Raw genomic sequence first — 21774 nt, forward strand, 5'->3', positions numbered from 1 at the left:
CAAACAATACATAGTGTTGATAAAAACAGGAGTAAAGATGATTCCTAATCGAATCACCTTTACTCCTGTATTTTAGGATTTGTATGCCCAAACTTCTCAACAATTAATTAATAAATTTTTCATTTTCTTGCTCTACTATTTTAAGATCGTGTTTAGGTTCTTCTAAGTTCGATGCTTGTACGATATACTTAGGACGTTCTTTCACTTCATAATAAATACGACCAATGTATTCTCCTACGACGCCGATAGACATTAATTGAATGCCACCTAATAATAACACTGCTGCTATAGTAGTGAAATAACCTGGGTTATTAATACCATTTACCATGATACCTATCAATAAATAAAGAATATATATAATACTTAAACTAAAGATAAACATCCCAAGATAAATCATGGCACGCAATGGTTTATTATTAAATGAAATTAATCCATCAATCCCGTAATTTAATAATTTAGTAAACGTCCATTTAGATTGCCCTGCTTCACGTTCCACATTTTTATAAGTAAATATTTTCGTATTATAACCAATCCACTCAAATAACCCTTTAGAAAAACGATTATACTCTTTTAATGATGCCATCGCCTTAACGGCACGTTGACTCAATAGTCTAAAATCGCCTACACCATCGACAAATTTAATATCTTCTACAAAGCTGTTAATTAATTTGTAATATAATTTAGTCATCGTTTTTCGCGCAAAATTCTCGCCCGTACGATCACGTTTTGCGATGACTTGATCATAGCCTTGTTGATATTCGTCAATCATTTGAGGAATAAACTCGGGTGGATGTTGTAAATCTCCGTCTATCATCACCACAGCATCGCAAGCGACACTATGTTGAAAACCAGCAATCATTGCTGATTCTTTTCCGAAATTTCGACTGAAAGAAATATATTTTACATGTTGGTCGACAGTAGCTAAACTTTGGATATGTTCAATTGTATTATCTTTACTACCATCATCCACAAATAAGAGGTCATAGTCGTAACCCTTAACTTTGCTATCTTTCATTAAAATTTCAGTCAATTTGTCGTAAGTCTTCCTTACAACTTCACCTTCGTTAAAACAAGGCACAATGACTCTGATTTTCATTCAATTACATCCTTTTCTACATTCTTACTATTATTTTATCAATAAATTTAATAACTATTCTACTTAAAACTATAGAATTAACAAATAATTAATATTTACTAAATAAATATACCACAATATTTTTTAATTATTCACTCTACCTTACACCCATTGACAGTAATTATTTTAAATCCCCAATATTCACTTTATCTGGGTCCTTACCTTGACGAGCATTACGATTTAAACTATCAATTTCGGCTATTTCTGTTAACTCTAAATTAAAATCTAGGATATCGAAATTTTCACGAATACGAGATGGCGTTTTAGATTTAGGAATCACAATGCGATTGTGTGCAAGGTGCCAACGTAACACGATTTGAGCTGATGTTTTTTCATAGCGTTCGGTTAACTTTGTAATCACTGGATTATCTAACAAGCCTCGATTACGCATCAAGGGCATCCAAGCGGTAACTACAATGTCATGTTTATCGCAATAGTCTTGCATCTCTTGTTGATTGAAGTAGGGATGAACTTCAATTTGATTAACTTGAGGAACAATGTCTGTAGCATCCATTAATTTTTCTAAATGATGCTCTTTAAAATTACATACACCAATTGCTTTAACTTTGCCTTCATGGTAAAGCTGTTCTAATGCTTTATATGACTCAATATATAAATCATCTTTCTCACAAGGCCAGTGGATTAAATACAAATCGATATAGTCGAGGCCTAAACGTTCAAGTGAAGCATTAAAATAAGCTAGAGTATTGTTATACCCTTGAAAGTCATTCCATAACTTAGATGTGATAAATAAATCTTCACGAGGTATGTCACTATTTCTCAAAGCTTTGCCTAACGCTTGCTCATTACCATAAAAGTAAGCCGTGTCAAAAGCACGATAACCTGCTTCTAGAGCAGTTTGGACGGTGGTTTCCATTTCTTCATCTGTGATTTTATATACACCTAGCCCAATATTAGGCATAGGGTAGCCATTATTTAAAATTTGAGTATCGTTTACCATGTTTCTCTCTCCTTATTACAAGTTAGTTCTACTGCAAACTTTATTTATATGTACAAAACAAAGGCACTGAGGTTAAAGTACCCAAGTGCCCTTAATGTTATTCATTCGAGTCATTTTTATGTTTATTATCATTATCATCTTCTTCATCTTCATCAATAAATGTCGGTCTTGTTTCGATAAATTGATGTTTAAGAACAACCCAAACTAATTGATGATTATCCATTTCAGATACAATCCAACGATCATATTGAGTATCAATATGGTCTTCTACTTGTAAGTTTGTATTGTGTGCTTGTAACCAACCACCAATTGTATCAATGTCTTCAGAATCTTCAAATTCGATTCCAAATTGTTCATTTAAATCATCTAATAAAACACGTCCATTAATTTGGTACGTATCTTCATCTAGTTTAACGATGTCATTAACTTCGTCATCGTCAAATTCGTCACGAATTTCACCAACGATTTCTTCTAAAATATCTTCCATAGTTAAAATGCCGGCAGTACCGCCATACTCGTCAATGATTAAACTGATGTGAACGTGTTCGCGTTGCATTCTGACTAATGCATCACTAATACGTGTTGTTTCAGAAATCATTGGTAATTCATGTATATAGTTACCAACTTTTATCGGTATACCTGAAGCATATTCAGTTAAAAATTCTTTAACATTAATAAACCCTTTAATATGGTCTTTATCGCCATCTTCAGTAATTGGATAACGTGTAAATTGATGTTCTTTAATTGTGTCAAGTAATTCGTCAACGTTAAATGGTTCGTTTAGCGTTACCATTTGCGTACGTGGAACCATGATGTCTTTAGCATGTCTTTCATCAAATGAGAAGATATTTTGCATATAGTTAAGTTCAGTTTGGTTAATCTCCCCACCGTTATAACTATTATTAATGATAATTTTAATTTCTTCTTCTGACATGGCATCAGTTTGAGCATCAGGATCAACGCCTAGTACTCTAATAATTACACGTGCTGAACCATTCATTAACCAAATTAATGGTTTCATAATATTACCGAAGTAATATAATGGTCGTGCATAAGCGAGCGCTAGCTTTTCAGTATGTTGAATAGCCAGTGATTTAGGCGCTAACTCACCTAATACTACATGTAAATATGTCACTACGATGAAAGAAATCACAAATGAAATAGTTGTCGTTAAAGCTGCAGGTAAATGTAACAAGTCAAAGATAGGATGTAATAACTTTTCAAAGGTAGGTTCACCTAACCAACCTAATCCTAAAGATGTTACTGTGATACCTAACTGACAAGCTGATAAGTAGTAGTCCAGATTGGCAATCATTCTCTTAACGATTTTAGCTCCGCCGTTACCTTCTTCAGCTAATTGTTCAATTCGAGTTGAACGAACTTTTACTAATGCGAATTCCGAACCTACGAATACTGTAGTTAAAGCAATTAATAGAAAGAATATTACTAAGTTTATTATGGTCGCTGTTTCCAATTAATTCCCTATTTCTAGGGATTCACCTCCAAATATATTGTGCCCCATATGGGTAACACGAATTTAATTCGTAATGCTTACTAACGATATAAATGCATGTTATGGCCTTCCCATTGCGACACCCCCGGAAAAATGTATTACTTTTATTTTATCATACATTAATTATAAATAGTTGAATGTAACTCTTTTAATTTAGAAGTTACAAATTAACATTTAAAACTAAGAAAGCGTATTAGTCAAGTAAGGCACAAATTCATTTCGAATAATAATACGTTCATTATACTACCCATTTTTCTAGTTTAATAACTCATTTTCATTAAATCAAAAGAGAGAGATAAGACATCTTAATATCAATGTCTTACCTCTCTAATATAAGTGCTAATTATTCGTCCATAGCTTCTGAAGCTTGTATTTCTTCTTTAGTAACTTTAGGTTTTAAGAAACCGTATATAAGTGCTGACACGATTGTACCTACGACTAAAGCGAGTAAAGTTTGTAAAATGTGGCTAAAGTCAGTAGCGAGTATTACAATAATACCTCCGTGAGGTGCATTAATACTTGATCCAAGTCCTAATGCGATGGCGCCACCAATACCTGAACCTATCATCATTGAAGGAATCACACGAAGTGGATCGGCTGCTGCGAATGGAATCGCACCTTCTGTAATAAATGATAGTCCCATGACATAGTTAGGAACGATTGAACCACGTTGCTCTTTCGTAAATTTACGTTTAAAGATTAACATAGCTGTCGCAATGGCTAATGGTGGAATCATACCACCTATCATAGCTGCAGTAATTGGTGCTGCATTACCTTCAGTTAAAGCTGCAGTGGCAAATACATAAGCTGCTTTATTGAAAGGACCACCCATATCAATGGCCATCATAGCTCCGATAACTAAACCTAATAACATAATGTTAGAGCCTGATAGACTGTTTAATCCATTTAATAATAGATTATTCAACCATGCTGCTGGTGGATTAAATGCGTATATCATTAATAATCCTGTAATTGTTACACTTAATAATGGATAAATTAATGTTGGTTTTAATCCTTCAAGCGCTTGTGGTAAACCACGTGTAATATATTTAATACCTTGTGTTAAGTAACCTGCTAAGAAACCTGCAATAATACCACCAATAAATCCTGAACCACCAGAGATAGCTAACATACCGCCTACTAGACCAGCTGCGAAACCTGGTTTATCAGCAATACTACGTGCAATGAAACCAGATAGAATAGGTATAATTAATGCAAAGGCACTTTTATTACCAATATTCCATAATTGTTCTGCAAAGGCGTTATGTTCAGAACTTTTAGGGTCAAATGAGTTAGCACCGAATAAGAAGACGATAGCCATTAAGATACCACCAGCAATAACGAGTGGTAACATATTTGAAACACCGTTCATTAAGTGTTTATAGAATGCTTTACCAAAATTTTGTTTTTCATTACTTTGGCTATCTGTTGATTTTGTATGGCCTCCACGTGCTACAAATGGTTTACGACTCGTATCAAGTGCAGTATTAATTAATTCTTCAGGTCGTTTAATCCCATCTGCCACTGGAACTTCTACTACGTTTTTACCATCGAAGCGATCAGTTTCAACGTGGACGTCTGCTGCAACAATAACGCCTGTGGCACGGTCAATATCTTGTTGTGTTATGTGGTTTTTAATACCACCTGAGCCGTTGGTTTCAACTTTCATTTTAACGCCCATTTTATCTGCTTGTTTTTTCAAAGCGTCACGTGCCATATACGTATGCGCAATACCTGTTGGACAAGCAGTTACCGCAAGTACATATGGCTCATTTGAATTTGTAGCGTCTGTAGAATCGTTAGCTACGGCGCCTGAAGCACTAGCTTCTTGTTCTTGAGCTTCTTTTTCTTCTTCCTTAGTAGCTTCATCATCGGCATTATCGATAATTTGAAGTACTTCTTCAGGAGAAGTAGCATGTAATAAGCTTTCTCTCACTTTATCATCCATTAAGATACCAGATAATTTAGCTAAGGCATCTAAATGAGTTTGAGCGCCGCCTTCTGGAGCCGCAATCATAAAGAATAAATGTGCGGGTTGGCCATCTAAACTTTGATAGTCAACGCCTTCTTTAGATTTACCAAATGCAATAGCTGGTGACTTCACGGCAGCTACTTTCGCGTGTGGAATTGCAATACCTTCACCAATACCTGTTGTACTTTGTGATTCACGATTATGAATCGCTTCTTTAAATTGTGCGATATCGCTTAATTTACCTGCTTTATCTAATTGGTAAACCAATTCATCAATAACACTGTTTTTATCAGAAGCTGATAGATCCATTGCGATTGTATCTTTAGTCAATAATTCTGTTATTCTCATTCATTTCACTCCCCATCAAGTACTGTAATCGTAACTTGTGATTTGATTTCTTCTATATCTTCACGCGTCGCTAAATCCTCAGTGAAAGCCGTTGCCGTACCTGATGCTACGGCTTGGCAAAATGCATCTTCAAGCGATAATCCTGCCTCAAGTCCAGCTACCATACCAGCAACTGTGCTATCCCCTGAACCAACTGTATTAATCACTTTGCCTTGTGGATTTTGAGCTTTAATACTACGATTTGCATCGATATAAATGGCACCTTCTCCACCTAATGAAATAATGACGGATTGTGCACCTTCCGTTAAAATTTGGCGACCGTATGTGACCACATCTTGATCCGTTTGAACTGTAATATCGAACATTTCTTCTAATTCATCTTTATTAGGTTTAATAAATAATGGTTGATATTTTAATACCGTATTAACTAAGTCTTTTTCCGCATCGACAACTAATTTAGCACCTGTTTGATGCGTAATTTCCGCAATTTGTGCATAAGAGTCACTTGGAATACTTTTCGGAACGCTACCGGCTACAATGACAGTATCTTTGTCAGTCGTTTGTTTAATCTGATCAAGTAACGATTCAAATTGAGACGCTGTTACGCTTGGCCCAGGCGCATTGATTTCAGTTTCTTCGCCAGACTTAAGCTTAACGTTAATTCTTGTATCTTCATCTACTTTAATGAAATCCGTTTGAATATCGCTTTGTTCTAATGCATTGGTGATAAAGTCGCCAGGGAAGCCACCAACGAAGCCTAGCGCAGTAGATTGCACGCCTAATTCGTTTAATACTCGTGAAACGTTGATACCTTTCCCACCTGCGAATTTGTATGTAACGGTTGCTCTATTTAACCCTTTAAGTTCAAACCCATCAGTGAACATGATGTAATCGATGGATGGATTGAATGTCACTGTATATATCATGACTCTCCTCCTAAAAATTGATATTTTTCTTGATATTTATTGAAAAGTTTATGTGTCGTTGCTTGTTTAGAGGTGATTATTTCCACGTGATGGTCACCAATTGGTACATGTGCAAAATAGACTTCGTCTAATTTTGTATGGTCTAATAGCACATACGAACGATTAGCTTGAACGATAGCTTTCTCTTTAATCAAAGCTTCTTTTTCATCGGGGGTCGTTAGGCCATAATTTAAATCCAATCCATTCATTCCTAGAAATGCTTTATCAAAACAATAACGATTCATTGTAGTCAGTGCACTTGCTCCCACCGTCGCAAAGGTCGTTTCTTTAACTTGACCACCTATCATGAGCGTTTTTATACCTTGGGCAAGCAATTTTTCAACATGTGTTAAACCGTTTGTAACGACTACAATATCTTGTGCTTCAATAAATGGAATCATTTCAATGGTTGAGGAACCTGCATCCATAAAAATACAATCATGGTCTTGGGTTAATTGTGCTGCTTTTTTACCAATCACTTTCTTTTCTTTCAAGTTCTTTGTTAGTTTATCTGACAGGATTGGTTCGCTATGACGATTGCTATTTAACGTCGCCCCTCCGTGCACCCGTTGAAGACGTCCTAGTTGTTGAAGTTTTGATAAGTCCCTCCTGATGGTTGAGGCACTACACCCTGTTCGTTCTATTAATTCTTGGAGCGTTAAAAACTCCTTTCGTTTTAACTCTTGAAGAATCAAATCATAACGTTTTTCTGAAATCATATAACCACCCCACTTCACTCCATATTATAATGTGTACGCTTACATTTTTCAATCATAAATTACCAAAAACATTCAAAAACAATCAATATTCTGAAAAAGAGAGCGAGACAGCAACCTTTATAAAACTTCAAAGGTTTCGTAGTCCCGCCCTTGTAAAATTGACTGTTGCTTATTTTTGAATGATATCCGCCGTTTGTGCTTGAGTAATGTCGATTAAATCATTAACATCCAATACAATTTGCATGCCACGTTGACCACCACTTACTATAATTTGATTAAGCACTAATGCCGAATCATTGATGGTAGTTTTAAATAAATGTTTCATTCCTACTGGTGAACATCCACCTCTAATATAACCCGTCACTTGTTTCAAATTATCTAGAGGCATTAATTGTAGTTTCTTTTCATTTACTACATGGGCTGCCGCTTTCATATCAAGTGTTTCATCGACAGGAATAACAAACACATAATGGTCATGGTTCGCATTTTCGAGCACTAATGTTTTGTAAACTTCTTTAACATCGGCGCCCACCATTTTTGCTACTGTGATGCCATCCATATGACCATTACCCACTTCATACGTATTCACTTCATATTTAACCTTCGCTCTATCAAGCATACGCATCGCGTTCGTTTTTTTATGTTTCATACACTGTCACCTCATTAATTGATATACATTAGTTTACTACTAAACTATTACAAATGAAAAAAGCGCTCTTTTCTCATTTAAGAAAAGGCGCTATCAGTTTCCCCTATTTGATGTTGCGTCAATTTTACCAATTTTATCAACTGCTATTTCAGTTTGTTGATTACCTTGATTGGAATGAATAGAAAATGTTACATCTTGGCTTGTTTCATCTGTTTGATCTAATGTAACTATCTTCCCATAACGTTGTTCAGCATAGTTTTGAGCGAGTGCTTTACATTCTACAGTTGAATACGTATGTTGATGATTCTCATTAGTTGCTTGTTCCGTAGTTTGTAACTGATTGTATTGCACTTCCGCTTTACGTTCGTTACTATCTTTTTCAGAAGCTTTAGCCGTGTGAGTAGTGTTGATATTTAATGTATTTTCAATTGCTGATACGTTACCCATCTTTGAAAATGTAGAAATCGTTTGATGTACTTTGGCTAAGGCGTTTTGATTCGTGGCAATAAATAATAAGAAAGCTAAACAAATTGATAAAATTACAGCTATCATACCTAAAAGTATGTTTTTTAAATTCATCTCCTTACCCACATTTCCTCTTAATTTTTACTTATCTTAACACACAACTAGAGTAAAAATAATTAGGTAGACCGCAATTTAAAATAACTGTAATCTTTGTAACAGTTATATTACCGAACGACTTTATATTGTTACAAATTATCAATTTAAATGTAAAAAAAGTATTTAGTGTGTTAACTTCTTCAGTGTTTATTTATTAAGATGAACGTTTATGACGTCGACTGGCTTGCATTGTCTTTTCAATAAAAATAATTATAATACCAAAGATCATTACGATAATAGCCATATATAATGGAAATTCTAAATTAATGTCGAAGAGCATACCAGCGACTAGTGGGCCTACGAAGTTACCCATACTAGTGAATGTGGAGTTTAATCCTCCGGCGAAACCTTGACGGTTGCCTGCAATATTTGAAAAATAATTAGTTAATGCTGGGCGAATCAAGTCAAATCCGATAAAGACGATAAAACTGATTAACATGATAGACCAGTAGCTATTAGACACGATGAGCAGTCCTAGAACTATCGCGGAATAGAGTAGTGACCAGATAATGAATGTTAATTCAGTCATATATTTCATAAATTTATCAAAGAAGAAGACTTGGAAGACGGCACCTGCTACGCCACCACCGACAATAGCGATTGAAATATCACGTGGTGTGTAATGTGCTTTCTCTGAAGTATATAATGAGAATAACGTTTCAAATGACGATAATCCGAAAGCTAAAACAAGTGTCAAAATGATAGGCGTAATAAATACCTTCCAATTGATCTTAGAAAATTCTTCCGTTTCAAACATTTGGAAACCTTCTGTTGTTTCTTTACGTGGGCTATGAATTAATATTAAAGACATAATGAATGCTAGTACCCCTAGGACACCTGCAAAATAGAAAGGTGCTCGATGAGAAAATTCTGCTAAAAATCCTCCAATACCCGGTCCAAGTATAAAACCTGAATTAATAATTGCTGACATATAACCGAAGTTTTTCGCTTTATCTTTAGCGGGTGAAATATCGGCAATCATACCTGTTACACCTGGCATAACCATACCCGCACTGAAACCGCCCAAGATTCTTGAAATAATAAGAATAGAAAAACTATGTCCAACTGCGAATAAGAATTCTGAAATTGCGAATAAACTTAGACCAATACAGATGATTAATTTTTTACCTAATTTGTCTGCAAGCGTACCACCAAATGGAGAAATGAGCATTTGTGATAGCGCAAAGACTGCTACTAAAACACCTAAATCACTACCTTTTAATCCTAAATCTTTTAAATATACTGGCAATACTGGAATAACGAGTCCAATTCCCACAAAGATTAAGAAAATATTAAAGTAGAGTGTAAATAATTGTTTTTTCATGGTCACACCTCTTTTCATTAATTGAGAGATTAATAACAAAGGTCTAGGGAATAACGACAGAAATCTCATGTATTTTCGAAGATTTCATGGTCCCTTAGTAATGTTAATTAGAGTTGAAGATAGTAAGGATTTAATACATCTTCATCATACAATATCGTGACATTGTATACTATTTCTTCTCTATATTACAATAGTAAATTTTAAATACTAAGCAATTAAACTTAATGCTTTGGCGGTAATTGTTTGTAATATACCCAAGTTAAAATGATATTTTCTTCTTTTAAAATTCATTTTGTGAATCTTATTCATTTTAGTTTTAAAATATATAGTTAAATTATTTGATTACCATCTTGTGAACGTTTATTATTAAAAATTGACTAACTAAAATGAGCCTTATAATTAATAACCTAAGAAAGTAGTGTATAACATGACCGCGCGTTATATTGCGAGAATATATTTTATTATCCTTTTTATAATTTCATTATTTGAAACACGGGTCTTTAATTTTATGAGTTTAAATCTTTTCCTAGCTTACGTGCCTTTTGAATTGTGTTTACTTTTACGATTATTTAGACCTAGAAAAACGTTTGAGTGGCCGTTATTTATTGTGTTTAGTTTGATTTTTATCTTATTAGTACCCAATACATTCTATATGTTGACGGATTTAATTCATTTAAATCAATTTACATTTGATTTTTATATGCGACTCAATATAATGGAATGGATTTATTTCACATATTTATTACTTGGCGTCTTTTTAGCTATTTATTGTATGATCCTTATTTACATCGAATTATTACATTTCACTTCGAAAATGTGGTTTAATCGTTCATTAATTATTATTCTTATGTTTTTAAATGGTTTAGGCATTTATATGGGACGCTTTTTAAGATTCCATACCATCCACTTAATTACTGAACCATTCAAGATTGTTCACCAAGTGATTTCATCGTTGAATACACACACGATTACGTTTGTTTTACTGATGGTTCTATTACAAGCTGTCATCATTGTCTTTGTGAAAGGAGTGCGCGTTGCAAAATGATGTTAAATATTCTAATGCTTTTGATTATAATCCTAGCTTTGCAACTGATTATCGGTCATTTCTTTCATGTGATTGGCTTTAAGCTATCACACAGTATTATTCTGACATTATTGCCACTTGGGATTGGACTATTCCTTATACAAGTCTTTTACTACGAACGTCGTTACCCTAATTGGAACGTTCCATTAAATGTTAAATTCAAATTAAAATATATGTATATCATTACTTTCTTCGAATATATAGCCGTATATATTTGTCTATTTGTTTTTAAATAGCCTAACAGATAAGATTCGTATAAAGAAATAAAGCTCGAGCAGTTTGGAACACTTCATAATGAAGGTTCTAAGCTACTCGAGCTTTGAATATAATTAAATACTTTTAAACGTCTCCATCACATATTCTCTAGCATTTTTATGATCCACGATAGGTTGAGGATAATCTGTTCCTAACTTTACCCCTTCTTCTTCAAGTTGAGCTTTATTTTTAAGTGGATCATGTATCAATTTAGCCGAAATATCATCAAAGAGAGGGATAAACTTCTTAATATATAAAGCATCTTTATCAAAACGCTCACTTTGACGAATTGGATTAAACATTCTAAAGTACGGGACTGCATCTGTACCCGTTGAAGCCGACCATTGCCAGCCGTGGACATTCGATGCAGAATCAAAATCGATTAATTTCTTTCTAAAATAATCTTCTCCCCATGTCCAATCTATAAATAAATCTTTTGTTAAAAATTGAGACACTACCATTCTCATACGGTTATGCATAAAACCCGTATTATTTAATTCTGCCATAGCTGCATCTACTAATGGAAAGCCTGTTTGTTCTTCACACCAATGTTGGAAGTTTTTATTATCATTAGACCACTTAATTTGACGATACTTTTCATTAAAAGCTTCGTGCGCCGTGTTAGGATATTGCGTCATTAAGACGTAATAAAATTCTCGGAACATCAACTCTCTAATAAACTTTTCAATATTACTTTCATCTTCTTCATAACTTTCTAAAAGCTGAGCTATAATTTGGTTAATATCAATTAGGCCATAAGCTAAAACGATGCTAAGTTGACTTGTTAATACTTCTGGTAAATATTCACGATTAGTATCATACTTTTGAATGTCGTTCTCTAAATATTCATTCCAGTTTTTTATCGCTTGGCTTTCTGACAATCCTTCTTGTGCAACCTCTTTATCTAAAGTCTGTTGAGACTTAACGGCAATCTTCGCAATATCTTTTAATTTATAATCGTATGAAGAATGTTGACGTAGTTTAGAACGATGCGCTTTATAAAAACTAGTGAATACTTTATAAGGTTCACCTTGCTTATTCATTGTCGAACTAGGTTTGAAATAATGATTCGCTCGCAACGTAGTCACAGTGACATCATACTTTTCAAACGCCTTCTTCAAATGACGTATATCATAAGCTTCTTGATGATAGCTCATAATATCGCCTGCTACCACAACTTCAGATATGCCTTTATCCTTAGAAAAGTCTCCTAGCTGACTATAATCTATTAAAAATGGTTCAATATCATGTTTGTGTAGTTCTTTTAAAAACTTATCTAACGTTCCATAATAATAACGTTCTTTTAATTCTGTACCATCTTCTTCAAATAGTTCTTGTGGAATAATAAGATAACATTTATCAATATCCTCTTGTTGTTGACTTATATATTCAAATAACGGGTTATTATTCACCCGAAATACTCGATTAAGGATTACACCAATATTCATTGTTTCACTCCTGAGACTAAAGTTCATATACTTTACCTTTTTTCCCGAAAAGTAATAATGTTTAATGAACAAAAAAGAACGGCGACAGAAATCTTATGTAATTCCCAAGATTTCGTCGTGCCGTCCCACGATATTGACTGAAAGTGAAGATAGTATAGTTTCATGGCCTAGCTTCGTCTATTTAGTCTTATACTAGTTTGATTATTAAATGATTAAACCTAATGTTTCACGATTAAGTCCGAATACATATAATAAAATAAAGAATATGATAGCACTTAATACGGTTAAAATAAGCGTTAAGATTAATGTTCGTTTGAAACGATTCACGAATGCTACAAAGAGCATTCCTAGATTATAAGCGAAGAACAGACCAAATAATGCCATAGAAATTTTTATATTTGTAAAGAAAATATTTATCAATAATATAATGACCGCAAAAATGACATATGGAATGGTGATCCATTTAAATTCAAATCGAATTTGCTTCGTACGTTTATCTTCATTATTCATGCGCAAACCCTCCTACTATTATTATAAAATATCACACTCACATATTAGATATGTGACAAAGTCCTGAACTATCTAATCATATCATTACTTGTTTTAAGTGAATTGAATCATCTCCAACTGATTACGTAAACGTGCTGTATCGAGTTCCTCACCGATTAACACAATCGTTAAGGGCACATCTTTATTTATAATGCCATAATCCGGTAACCCCATAGCATACTGAAATTCATAAATTGCTTCAGGGAGATCTCTAAATTTCACAAAGCCTTTCAAACGTAGAACATTGTCCGGCAAGCGCATGATAAACTGATAAAACAACTGACGGTCTATAGGCGAAGTAAACGTATATTGCATAGATTGGATTCCATGATGATGGGCATGTGGATGATGACCATCAACTGCTTTTGAATCATGATATTCTTGTAATTGTGCAATATCTATTTGACTATATGTCGTAGCTATTCTTAGCGCATTCGGATTAAGGTTTCTCAACTCATCATGCATGTTCTGAAGACTTGCATCGTCAATTAAATCCACTTTATTAATGATCATTGCATCACTATATTTTAGTTGCTCTTCCATTAAATGTGAAGTTGAGTGACTATAGTCTTCTTTTTTTGAAAATTGCTGTGCATCTACAATTCCAATAATCTGTGGCACTTCCACTTGTTTGACTACTGTTGGGTCTTGGCAAGCAGCAAATATTTCAAGCGGATGTGCAATACCTGTAGCTTCTATAATGATATGAGTCGTCTCACCTTGTGTTGTCATCGCCTTTAATTGTTGGACTAAATCTTCATTTAAATCGCAACATACACAACCATTAACAAGGGATTTTATAGAAACATTCTCTCCTATTACTAAACTATCTACATCAAAATTTCCAAATTCGTTCATTACAATTTTTATTTTCTCATCTTTTTTTAATAATTGGTCTATATAATGTTTGAGAAATGTAGTCTTACCACTTCCTAGAAAGCCAGTTATAATTGTAATAGATATTTTTTCATTTTTATTATTAATCACATTAAATTCTCTTTTCTTTTTTAAAATTATATGAATTTGATAATATATCTATATATTTTAGATTATACTTGATTAAAATTGAATTTTCTTCTAAAATTTAAGCATACTTTAATTTTAGTATGGCATTAAAACGAAGTGTGTTGCAATGTATATTTTATGCAACATAGACGAAATTTAATCCGATATATATAGAGAGACGGATAGAATGTCTGGAGGAGAACTTTAATGTCTGAACAACATAATTTGAAAGAGCAACTATGCTTTAGTTTGTACAATGCTCAAAGACAGGTTAATCGCTATTATTCAAACAAAGTCTTTAAAAAGTATAACCTTACTTATCCACAATTTTTAGTGTTAAGTATCTTATGGAATGAATCTCCTGTAAATGTCAAAAAGGTTGTAACAGAACTAGCATTAGATACTGGAACAGTATCACCTTTATTAAAAAGAATGGAACAAGTTGATTTAATCAAACGTGAACGTTCTGAAGTAGATCAACGTGAAGTATTTATTCATCTCACTGAAAAAAGTGAAAAAATTAAACCTGAATTAAGCACAGCATCACAAAAAGTTGCTACCGCTTCTTCGTTAAGTAATGACGAAGTGCATGAGCTCAATCGTCTATTAGGTAAAGTCATCAACGCTTTTACGCAATCTAAGTAGAATGACATGCTAATACTAAGCCAATTAAAGTTATTTACTTCAAATCAATTGTTATACATTTACCAGTAACGAAAAGCCTGAGTTATCTTTCCAACGAAGATATCTCAGGCTTTTTGTTTGAGTTATGATTTAACTGTTTGAGTCTTATCATTATTTCTCAAAATACGACTTAAATAGCTATCACGCTTACATAATGCATTATAGCTTCCTTGCTCAACGATTTCACCATCCATCATCACAACAATAGTATCGAATTGTGGCAATAATTGTAAATCATGGGTCGCTACAACAAGCGTGTCAGCATGCGCTTGAATTAACTTCATAATATTTTGCGTATTCTCCTCGTCTAAAGCGGTCGTTGGTTCATCTAATAGCCAAACATTCGCTTCTTTAAGGAATAGACGCGCTAGCGCAAGACGTTGCACCTCTCCGCCAGACAACCTGCTACCATCGATTGAGATATGTTGCTCGATATCTAAATGGTCAAGATTCAAGCTTTCTAATACATTGATGAGTGTTTCGTCTTGTTGCTCTGAAAATAAATTATAACGAATCGTTCCATCAAACAGTTGTTGTGTTTGTAATAATGCATTCATTGCACTATAACGCTCATCTTCGATAATATAGCTGACTTGTTGTCCGTTAAATAATACTTCCCCTTTTTCAATGTCATATAAGCCACTCATTATTTGTAAAAGTGAACTTTTACCAGATCCAGAGGGCCCTATAATAGCGACTTTCTCCCCTTGATGAATAGTCAGATTAATATTTTTCAAAACAGGAAGTTCTTGATTTAAGTAACTGAAATTCATATTCTCAATTTCAAAGACATTTTTTTGAGAAGGCATAAGATGTTCGTTATCTTCTACTACCGGATAATCAAGAATTTCATTTAAATCTGACAGGGCTTCGTCGGTGTCCGCTTTATAATACGCGACATTACTCATAGACACTGCTTGTTCAAATAATGTTAGCATCATTAGTACTATACTTGTTAAATAGACCACATTTAGTTGGCCATTTTCAACTTGCATAACACCAAGTGCTAAGCTTGCAAATAGTGCAATCATAGCAATTACATTTAAAATATAATCGTACATTGTTAAAAAACGTGTTTCTTTCGCTTGCGATTCATCATACTGGCGCAATGATGTTAAAACATCTTGATAATAGTCTTCACTTTGATTAAAACGCGTTAATTCTTCATAGCCTTCTTTGTAATCATAGAATTGCGTTAACAATTGTCGCTGTTCTGAGGCTACCTGACGTTTAAGTTTATAAGCACGTCGTGCACTAAGCCAAGGTACAAGCCATAAAGAACAGAGCATACTTACGACGATAATTATCGCATGTGCAACGCTAAAATAAATTAACGTTATTGCAGCTATGAGTGCAGTAAACCCTATGACGACAGGAGGATAGTAGACACGTAAATAAATATTCTGTAGTGCTTCAACCTTGTTAATCATTTTAGAGAGTAAGTCACTAGATGAATATTTACGATACACATGTGGAACACGTGGAATAAATCGTTTTAAAAATTGAACTCTCACATCGCGTAACATTGTAAAAGTCGTTCTATGAGATAATAAACGTTCTCCGTATCGTGCGATTGCGCGTAAAAAGCCGAATAACTTCACTGACACCACTAATACCATTAAGGCATATAACGGTGCGCCTAATGCACTTTGAGTCACCATATAGCCACTTAAGAAAAACATGGCTAAAGCTACCAGGCTTCCTCCTATACCTGTTAAGATGGCTAATATCAAGTCTCTATCTGGTCGAAATTTGATATGTGATTTCATGCATCTTCACCATCCTTATCTATACTTACTGAAATCGTTGCATCGTCTTCTACTAGACGTCCCTCTTTAATATATAATCGTCTTGTCGCTTGACGTATCGTTGAATCACGATGTGCAATAATGAGCATGGTCGTATGTTGAAACCGTTGAGCAATCGCTTCTTGAATCACACGTTCTGTTTCAATATCAAGACCCGTCGTCGGTTCATCAAAGATAACGACATCGGGGTTCATTAATAATATACGGGACAATTCAAGACGTCGCATTTGACCCCCAGACATTGTTTCCCCACCTTCACCAATACGTGTATGAATACCATCTTTCAATGACATGACTTTTTCTTTCAAGCCTACCCAATCAAGTACTTGAAGTACCTTGTCATCAGAAACGGTTTTAAACATGGCAATATTATCTTTAATTGTTGCCGCAAAAATATAAGGATGTTGACTGAGCATTCCGACATTCTTTACTTCTGAATTGAAAGTTACCTGACCATTTGTCGGTTCTAATGTCTGAGTTAATAGTTTTGCTAATGTTGTTTTACCGGCACCACTTGGTCCTACAATGGCAATTTTTTCACCTTGTCTTATGCTTAATGACAAGTTCTGAATAGCAAATAAAGATTTCTCGTCATATTGAAACGCGACGTCGGTCATTTCAATTTGGTTGCTTTGAGTAGGTACAATTTCTGGTGTGTGATTGGGAGCTTCATTTTCAGTATTTAAAAATCCAAAAACGATATCACTGGAACCTTCACTTTGTTTACCAGTATGAAATGCTTGCCCTAAATCTTTGATAGCATTATAGAATTCGGGCGCTAAGATAATCGCAATAGCTGCTGTTCTAAAATCAATATGATGAAAAACAACAAGACTAAGTGCTGCTTCTAAAGCGACTAACCCGATTCCGAGCATACTAATAAATTCAAGCATGAGCCCTGAGAGAAATGCACTTTTCAAAATACGCATCGTTAGATCTCTAAAACGCGTACTATCTTCGTAGATAAGTGTTTCTGCTTGATGGGTACGTCTAAATAATTTCAAAGTAATTAGTCCTTTGGCTACGTTTAGAAATCGCTGACTGAATTGATTTAGATAGTTCATTTGTTCTTTTGATTCATCACGTGTTTTTAAGCCAAAAATAATATAAAAGAGAGGTATAAATGGTGCTGTCACCATCATAATGAGTGCTGTATTTAAGTGAATAAAGCACATAGCGATGATAATCATTAAAGGTATCATCATAGATTTGAAAACTTGCGGTAAATAACTTTTGAAAAATGGTGCCAAACCATCAATGGCCTCAGTTAAAATATTAATTTGAGTGCCAATTGGAGCTGATGAGTGTTTAAGTACGACCTGTTTACGTAGCTGATGTTTCACTTTCATAGCTAAGTGATCTCCAAGTCGTAAATTGAACATATTGAATGTTACTCGTGCTATTAGTACGATGAAAATAACGAGTAATAAAGAAAAAATATTTGTAGTGTTATGATAGAGTACACGATTTAAAAATTCTGCGATACTCACATTTTGCACTACGACGCTTATTGCTAAAAGAAAGCTGGTTATTCCCATTAATACTGGAAAAGATTTATATTTAAAGACTAAATTCATTAGTTTTTTCACTTTAACTTCACCTAGTTTTCTATTATAAGAGCTTATTATTGTTTTGGCATTTAATACCTTTTGAAAATTAGTGACAATATAATGGCAATAAAATTTTAAATATAGATTTTTGAATTAATAGTTTTTTATAATCGTACATGATTTTGCCATTCTTCTTTATAATCATTAGCAAAGTCGCAATTTAATGTGATATTATAGTAAAGTGAATTTTGACAACAATCTATTTTTTAAAACTATAAAATTAATTTTTAAATAAAAGAAAGAGGTTTCTTATGATTATTATTGAGTTTATCAAGGGGCTTATTCTAGGTGTCGTTGAAGGCTTAACTGAGTTTGCTCCGGTATCTTCTACTGGCCATATGATTCTAGTTGATAACATGTGGTTGAAATCAACAGAATTTTTAGGTCCCCATTCCGCTTTTACTTTTAAAGTCGTCATCCAATTAGGTTCAGTCTTTGCAGCCGCATGGGTCTTCCGTGAACGTTATTTCGAAATGTTACATATTGGAAAATATAGACATGCTTCGATTAATGAAGAGTTTCGTTCTAAACCACGTCGTTTGAATTTATTACATGTGTTAGTAGGTATGATTCCAGCAGGTATTTTAGGTGTCTTATTCGATGATTTTATTGAAGAACATTTATTCAGTGTACCTACTGTTATGATTGGATTATTCCTTGGTGCAATTTATATGATTATTGCTGATAAATATAGTGAAAAGGTTCGCAATCCTCAAAATGTAGACCAACTTAGCTATGTTCAAGCCTTTGTAATTGGGATTTCTCAAGCCGTAGCAATGTGGCCTGGATTTAGTAGATCTGGTTCAACTATTTCAACAGGTGTCTTAATGAAGTTAGATCACAAATCAGCTTCAGATTTCACTTTCATTATGGCCGTACCTATTATGTTAGCAGCGAGTGCATTATCATTAGTTAAAAACTACCAATATATTGAACTTGCACATCTACCATTCTATTTAATCGGATTTTTAGCAGCATTTATTGTTGGTTTAATCGCGATTAAGACATTCTTACATTTAATTAACAGAGTTAAATTAGTTCCGTTTGCGATTTATCGTATTGTATTAGTAATCATTATTGCTATTCTTTACTTTGGCTTCGGTATCGGTAAAGGAATTTAATTTTTCTAAGTACGTGTGAAATCTATATTTAATAATGATAAGCTTGAAGATGAATTTCAATTTAGAAATAATCTTCAAGCTTATTTTTATATCTTTACTGTATAGTCGGTGATTTTCACATTAAAATACAGGACACACTTATGTTATTAAGTGGTCAATGATATGAGTATTATAGCTAGTGAAACCGTTTAGTTTCATGTATCATAGGGTATTGAAGAGAATAATAAATCTAATGGAGGCAACGCGTATGGACAAAAAGAAGATGATTAAAACAGCGATTAATGTATTACCAATTTTTATTGTGCCACTAGTAGTGGAACGCAAACGTATTAAATCTCATCCTGAGGTTCAAAAAGCAACAAATGCTACTACAAACGCTGGTCATACAATTGCTAATAAAGCTTCAGATGTAAAAGACTATGTTGGCGATAAAAAGCAAGAGTTTGATAATAAACGCGAATTGAAAAAAATCGCTAAAGAAAATGATCCTGAATACATCGAAAAAAAAGGTGAAAAATTAGAGAAGAAAAATCGCAAAGAAGCTGACAAAATGAATAAAAAGCTTCAAAAAAATATTGAACAACGTCACAAAGATGAAGAAAAAGCACGTGAAAAGAACGAAAAAGAGCGTATTAAAGACATGAAAAAAACTCAGAAATATCAAGAACAAGTAGGTTTAACACCTGGTAAACTTGATGAAGATACTGAGAAAAAAGGCGAAAAGCTAGAAAAAGAAAATAAAAAAGAAGTTAACAAATTAGATAAAAAACTTCAAAAAAATATCGAACAACGTCATAAAGACGAAGAAAAAATCCAAAAGCAAAATGAAAAAGCGCGTATTAAAGAAATGAAAAAATACGAGGATTATGAAGCAGATAGCGTTGTTACACAAAATAAATTAGACGACAATAATAAGGCGTAATTTATTATGACAACGGTACTTATTGATGGAGATGCTTGTCCAGTAGTTGATTCAGTAATTGAGCTGACTACTGGGACAGGCATTTTTGTTACGATTTTACGTAGTTTTAGTCACTATTCAAATAAGGTATACCCTGAACATGTTAATACGCTATACATTGATGACGGACCCGATGCCGTCGATTACAAGATTGTTCAGCTCGTTACTAAAGACGATATTGTCATTACACAAGATTATGGTCTAGCTAGTTTATTATTAACTAAAGCTAAGATCGTAATGCATCATAAAGGACATATATACAATCATAGTAATATAGATATGTTACTTCAACAGCGTTATAATAATGCTCAGATTAGGAAACAAGGCGGTCGACACAAAGGGCCTCCCCCTTTTTCAAAGGAAGATAGACATCAATTTAGAATGGCATTTAATCATGTAGTGAATCAACTTAAGGAGGATGATGTGTAATGAAACGTATTGCAGTGTATTGTGGGGCTAGTAAAGGTAAAGATGAGACTTACGTTAAAGAAGCGTATGAATTAGGTAAATATATGGCTGAACAAGGTTATGAACTTATCTTCGGTGCTGGGTCTGTTGGTATAATGGGCGCTATTCAAGACGGCGTGTTAGACCATGGTGGCCACGCTATTGGTGTCATGCCCAAAATGTTAGATGAGAAAGAAATTACAAGCCAAAATGTCAGTGAACTCATCTTAGTCGATTCCATGCATCAACGTAAAGAAAAAATGGCGGACCTTGCTGATGCATTTGTAATCGCGCCAGGTGGTGCCGGTTCACTTGAAGAATTCTTTGAAATGTATAGTTGGGCACAAATTGGTATTCACCAAAAACCAATTGGCGTCTTTAATTTAAATGGTTTCTTTGAACCGCTTCAAAATTTAATCGAGCATATGATTAAAGAAGGGTTTATTGATGAGAAATATAGCGCGCTTGCGCCTCTATATGATACTAAAGAAGAATTAATTGAAGGATTATTTAATTACAAACCACTGGGCGTTCGTACGTACGATTAATTGCTTCCGAGGTCTAACATTTATAATTACAAAAATAAGCCGTGGCA

21 protein-coding genes are annotated in these 21774 nt (G+C 33.9%); 7 read left to right on the top strand and 14 right to left on the bottom strand.

Translation table 11 applies throughout. The features are described 5' to 3' along the window. Positions 1 to 103 precede the first annotated feature (103 nt). From FH144_RS07100 to norA, 9 genes are all read right to left on the bottom strand, one after another. Entirely contained in the window at positions 104 to 1096 is a 993-nt protein-coding gene (locus FH144_RS07100) for a glycosyltransferase family 2 protein (protein ID WP_198610937.1), read from the bottom strand. Between the two features lie 160 nt (positions 1097 to 1256). Then, positions 1257 to 2096 (bottom strand): aldo/keto reductase, encoded by an 840-nt coding sequence (locus FH144_RS07105; RefSeq protein WP_242314656.1) that lies wholly within the window; start codon positions 2094 to 2096, stop codon positions 1257 to 1259. A 97-nt stretch (positions 2097 to 2193) separates the two neighbouring features. Continuing rightward, complete coding sequence (locus tag FH144_RS07110; RefSeq protein ID WP_107507785.1) at positions 2194 to 3570, bottom strand: hemolysin family protein; 1377 nt, start codon at positions 3568 to 3570, stop codon at positions 2194 to 2196. 382 nt (positions 3571 to 3952) lie between these two features. Beyond that, positions 3953 to 5929, bottom strand: coding sequence for a PTS fructose transporter subunit IIABC (locus FH144_RS07115; RefSeq protein ID WP_242314658.1), 1977 nt, complete (start codon positions 5927 to 5929; stop codon positions 3953 to 3955). A 5-nt stretch (positions 5930 to 5934) separates the two neighbouring features. After that, the gene (gene pfkB / locus FH144_RS07120; RefSeq protein WP_242314660.1) at positions 5935 to 6855 is read right to left on the bottom strand and encodes a 1-phosphofructokinase; all 921 of its coding nucleotides are present in this window, start codon (positions 6853 to 6855) and stop codon (positions 5935 to 5937) included. Then, positions 6852 to 7613: a DeoR/GlpR family DNA-binding transcription regulator gene (locus FH144_RS07125; protein WP_242314661.1), complete on the bottom strand. Its 762-nt coding sequence runs from the start codon at positions 7611 to 7613 to the stop codon at positions 6852 to 6854. Before FH144_RS07125 ends, pfkB begins: the two co-directional genes overlap by 4 nt. A gap of 169 nt (positions 7614 to 7782) precedes the next feature. Then, complete coding sequence (gene ybaK / locus FH144_RS07130) at positions 7783 to 8262, bottom strand: Cys-tRNA(Pro) deacylase (protein ID WP_242314663.1); 480 nt, start codon at positions 8260 to 8262, stop codon at positions 7783 to 7785. 93 nt (positions 8263 to 8355) lie between these two features. Further along, positions 8356 to 8841 (bottom strand): hypothetical protein, encoded by a 486-nt coding sequence (locus FH144_RS07135; protein ID WP_242314665.1) that lies wholly within the window; start codon positions 8839 to 8841, stop codon positions 8356 to 8358. Between the two features lie 196 nt (positions 8842 to 9037). Next, positions 9038 to 10207 (bottom strand): multidrug efflux MFS transporter NorA, encoded by a 1170-nt coding sequence (gene norA / locus FH144_RS07140; RefSeq protein WP_242314667.1) that lies wholly within the window; start codon positions 10205 to 10207, stop codon positions 9038 to 9040. 427 nt (positions 10208 to 10634) lie between these two features. Between norA and FH144_RS07145 the strand changes: the two genes are divergently transcribed. Next, positions 10635 to 11252, top strand: coding sequence for a DUF1361 domain-containing protein (locus FH144_RS07145; protein ID WP_242314669.1), 618 nt, complete (start codon positions 10635 to 10637; stop codon positions 11250 to 11252). Beyond that, positions 11249 to 11527, top strand: a complete 279-nt coding sequence (locus FH144_RS07150; RefSeq protein WP_242314671.1) for a hypothetical protein — start codon at positions 11249 to 11251, stop codon at positions 11525 to 11527. Before FH144_RS07145 ends, FH144_RS07150 begins: the two co-directional genes overlap by 4 nt. A 93-nt stretch (positions 11528 to 11620) precedes the next feature. On the opposite strand, the gene FH144_RS07155 is transcribed toward FH144_RS07150, so the two are convergent. The 3 genes from FH144_RS07155 to FH144_RS07165 form a co-directional block, all read right to left on the bottom strand. Beyond that, positions 11621 to 12994 (bottom strand): cryptochrome/photolyase family protein, encoded by a 1374-nt coding sequence (locus tag FH144_RS07155; protein WP_242314672.1) that lies wholly within the window; start codon positions 12992 to 12994, stop codon positions 11621 to 11623. Between the two features lie 204 nt (positions 12995 to 13198). Beyond that, positions 13199 to 13504, bottom strand: a complete 306-nt coding sequence (locus tag FH144_RS07160) for a hypothetical protein (protein WP_107507794.1) — start codon at positions 13502 to 13504, stop codon at positions 13199 to 13201. A 93-nt stretch (positions 13505 to 13597) separates the two neighbouring features. Continuing rightward, positions 13598 to 14530 (bottom strand): CobW family GTP-binding protein, encoded by a 933-nt coding sequence (locus FH144_RS07165; protein ID WP_242314675.1) that lies wholly within the window; start codon positions 14528 to 14530, stop codon positions 13598 to 13600. Positions 14531 to 14755: 225 nt separating this feature from the next. Here FH144_RS07165 and mgrA point away from each other — a divergent pair, with 225 nt between their 5' ends. Beyond that, entirely contained in the window at positions 14756 to 15193 is a 438-nt protein-coding gene (mgrA, locus tag FH144_RS07170; protein ID WP_242314677.1) for a global transcriptional regulator MgrA, read from the top strand. A 122-nt stretch (positions 15194 to 15315) separates the two neighbouring features. On the opposite strand, the gene FH144_RS07175 is transcribed toward mgrA, so the two are convergent. Both FH144_RS07175 and FH144_RS07180 read right to left on the bottom strand, forming a co-directional pair. Continuing rightward, the gene (locus FH144_RS07175; RefSeq protein ID WP_242314678.1) at positions 15316 to 17001 is read right to left on the bottom strand and encodes an amino acid ABC transporter ATP-binding/permease protein; all 1686 of its coding nucleotides are present in this window, start codon (positions 16999 to 17001) and stop codon (positions 15316 to 15318) included. Further along, complete coding sequence (locus FH144_RS07180) at positions 16998 to 18629, bottom strand: ABC transporter ATP-binding protein/permease (RefSeq protein WP_242314681.1); 1632 nt, start codon at positions 18627 to 18629, stop codon at positions 16998 to 17000. The genes FH144_RS07175 and FH144_RS07180 overlap by 4 nt, the downstream gene beginning before the upstream one ends. Before the next feature lie 272 nt (positions 18630 to 18901). On the opposite strand from FH144_RS07180, the gene FH144_RS07185 reads away from it, so the two are divergent. The 4 genes from FH144_RS07185 (at position 18902) to FH144_RS07200 (ending at position 21727) form a co-directional block, all read left to right on the top strand. Continuing rightward, positions 18902 to 19771, top strand: coding sequence for an undecaprenyl-diphosphate phosphatase (locus FH144_RS07185; RefSeq protein ID WP_242314683.1), 870 nt, complete (start codon positions 18902 to 18904; stop codon positions 19769 to 19771). A 247-nt stretch (positions 19772 to 20018) separates the two neighbouring features. Next, positions 20019 to 20693, top strand: a complete 675-nt coding sequence (locus FH144_RS07190) for a hypothetical protein (protein WP_242314684.1) — start codon at positions 20019 to 20021, stop codon at positions 20691 to 20693. Between the two features lie 6 nt (positions 20694 to 20699). Continuing rightward, positions 20700 to 21161, top strand: a complete 462-nt coding sequence (locus FH144_RS07195) for a YaiI/YqxD family protein (RefSeq protein WP_107507800.1) — start codon at positions 20700 to 20702, stop codon at positions 21159 to 21161. Beyond that, complete coding sequence (locus tag FH144_RS07200) at positions 21161 to 21727, top strand: LOG family protein (protein WP_242314687.1); 567 nt, start codon at positions 21161 to 21163, stop codon at positions 21725 to 21727. The genes FH144_RS07195 and FH144_RS07200 overlap by 1 nt, the downstream gene beginning before the upstream one ends. Positions 21728 to 21774 lie beyond the last annotated feature (47 nt).

This window comes from Staphylococcus sp. acrmy (assembly GCF_022690565.1).
Taxonomy (GTDB): Bacteria; Bacillota; Bacilli; order Staphylococcales; family Staphylococcaceae; genus Staphylococcus; species Staphylococcus caledonicus.

Bases quoted from the DNA above. Each gene is read 5' to 3' on its own strand.
- FH144_RS07160 (WP_107507794.1), bottom strand. From the start codon at position 13,504: ATGAATAATGAAGATAAACGTACGAAGCAAATTCGATTTGAATTTAAA.
- ybaK (WP_242314663.1), bottom strand. From the start codon at position 8,262: ATGAAACATAAAAAAACGAACGCGATGCGTATGCTTGATAGAGCGAAG.
- FH144_RS07145 (WP_242314669.1), top strand. From the start codon at position 10,635: ATGACCGCGCGTTATATTGCGAGAATATATTTTATTATCCTTTTTATA.
- pfkB (WP_242314660.1), bottom strand. From the start codon at position 6,855: ATGATATATACAGTGACATTCAATCCATCCATCGATTACATCATGTTC.
- FH144_RS07155 (WP_242314672.1), bottom strand. From the start codon at position 12,994: ATGAATATTGGTGTAATCCTTAATCGAGTATTTCGGGTGAATAATAAC.
- FH144_RS07100 (WP_198610937.1), bottom strand. From the start codon at position 1,096: ATGAAAATCAGAGTCATTGTGCCTTGTTTTAACGAAGGTGAAGTTGTA.
- FH144_RS07175 (WP_242314678.1), bottom strand. From the start codon at position 17,001: ATGAAATCACATATCAAATTTCGACCAGATAGAGACTTGATATTAGCC.
- FH144_RS07200 (WP_242314687.1), top strand. From the start codon at position 21,161: ATGAAACGTATTGCAGTGTATTGTGGGGCTAGTAAAGGTAAAGATGAG.
- FH144_RS07185 (WP_242314683.1), top strand. From the start codon at position 18,902: ATGATTATTATTGAGTTTATCAAGGGGCTTATTCTAGGTGTCGTTGAA.
- FH144_RS07150 (WP_242314671.1), top strand. From the start codon at position 11,249: ATGATGTTAAATATTCTAATGCTTTTGATTATAATCCTAGCTTTGCAA.
- FH144_RS07105 (WP_242314656.1), bottom strand. From the start codon at position 2,096: ATGGTAAACGATACTCAAATTTTAAATAATGGCTACCCTATGCCTAAT.
- norA (WP_242314667.1), bottom strand. From the start codon at position 10,207: ATGAAAAAACAATTATTTACACTCTACTTTAATATTTTCTTAATCTTT.
- FH144_RS07115 (WP_242314658.1), bottom strand. From the start codon at position 5,929: ATGAGAATAACAGAATTATTGACTAAAGATACAATCGCAATGGATCTA.
- FH144_RS07125 (WP_242314661.1), bottom strand. From the start codon at position 7,613: ATGATTTCAGAAAAACGTTATGATTTGATTCTTCAAGAGTTAAAACGA.
- mgrA (WP_242314677.1), top strand. From the start codon at position 14,756: ATGTCTGAACAACATAATTTGAAAGAGCAACTATGCTTTAGTTTGTAC.
- FH144_RS07135 (WP_242314665.1), bottom strand. From the start codon at position 8,841: ATGAATTTAAAAAACATACTTTTAGGTATGATAGCTGTAATTTTATCA.
- FH144_RS07190 (WP_242314684.1), top strand. From the start codon at position 20,019: ATGGACAAAAAGAAGATGATTAAAACAGCGATTAATGTATTACCAATT.
- FH144_RS07195 (WP_107507800.1), top strand. From the start codon at position 20,700: ATGACAACGGTACTTATTGATGGAGATGCTTGTCCAGTAGTTGATTCA.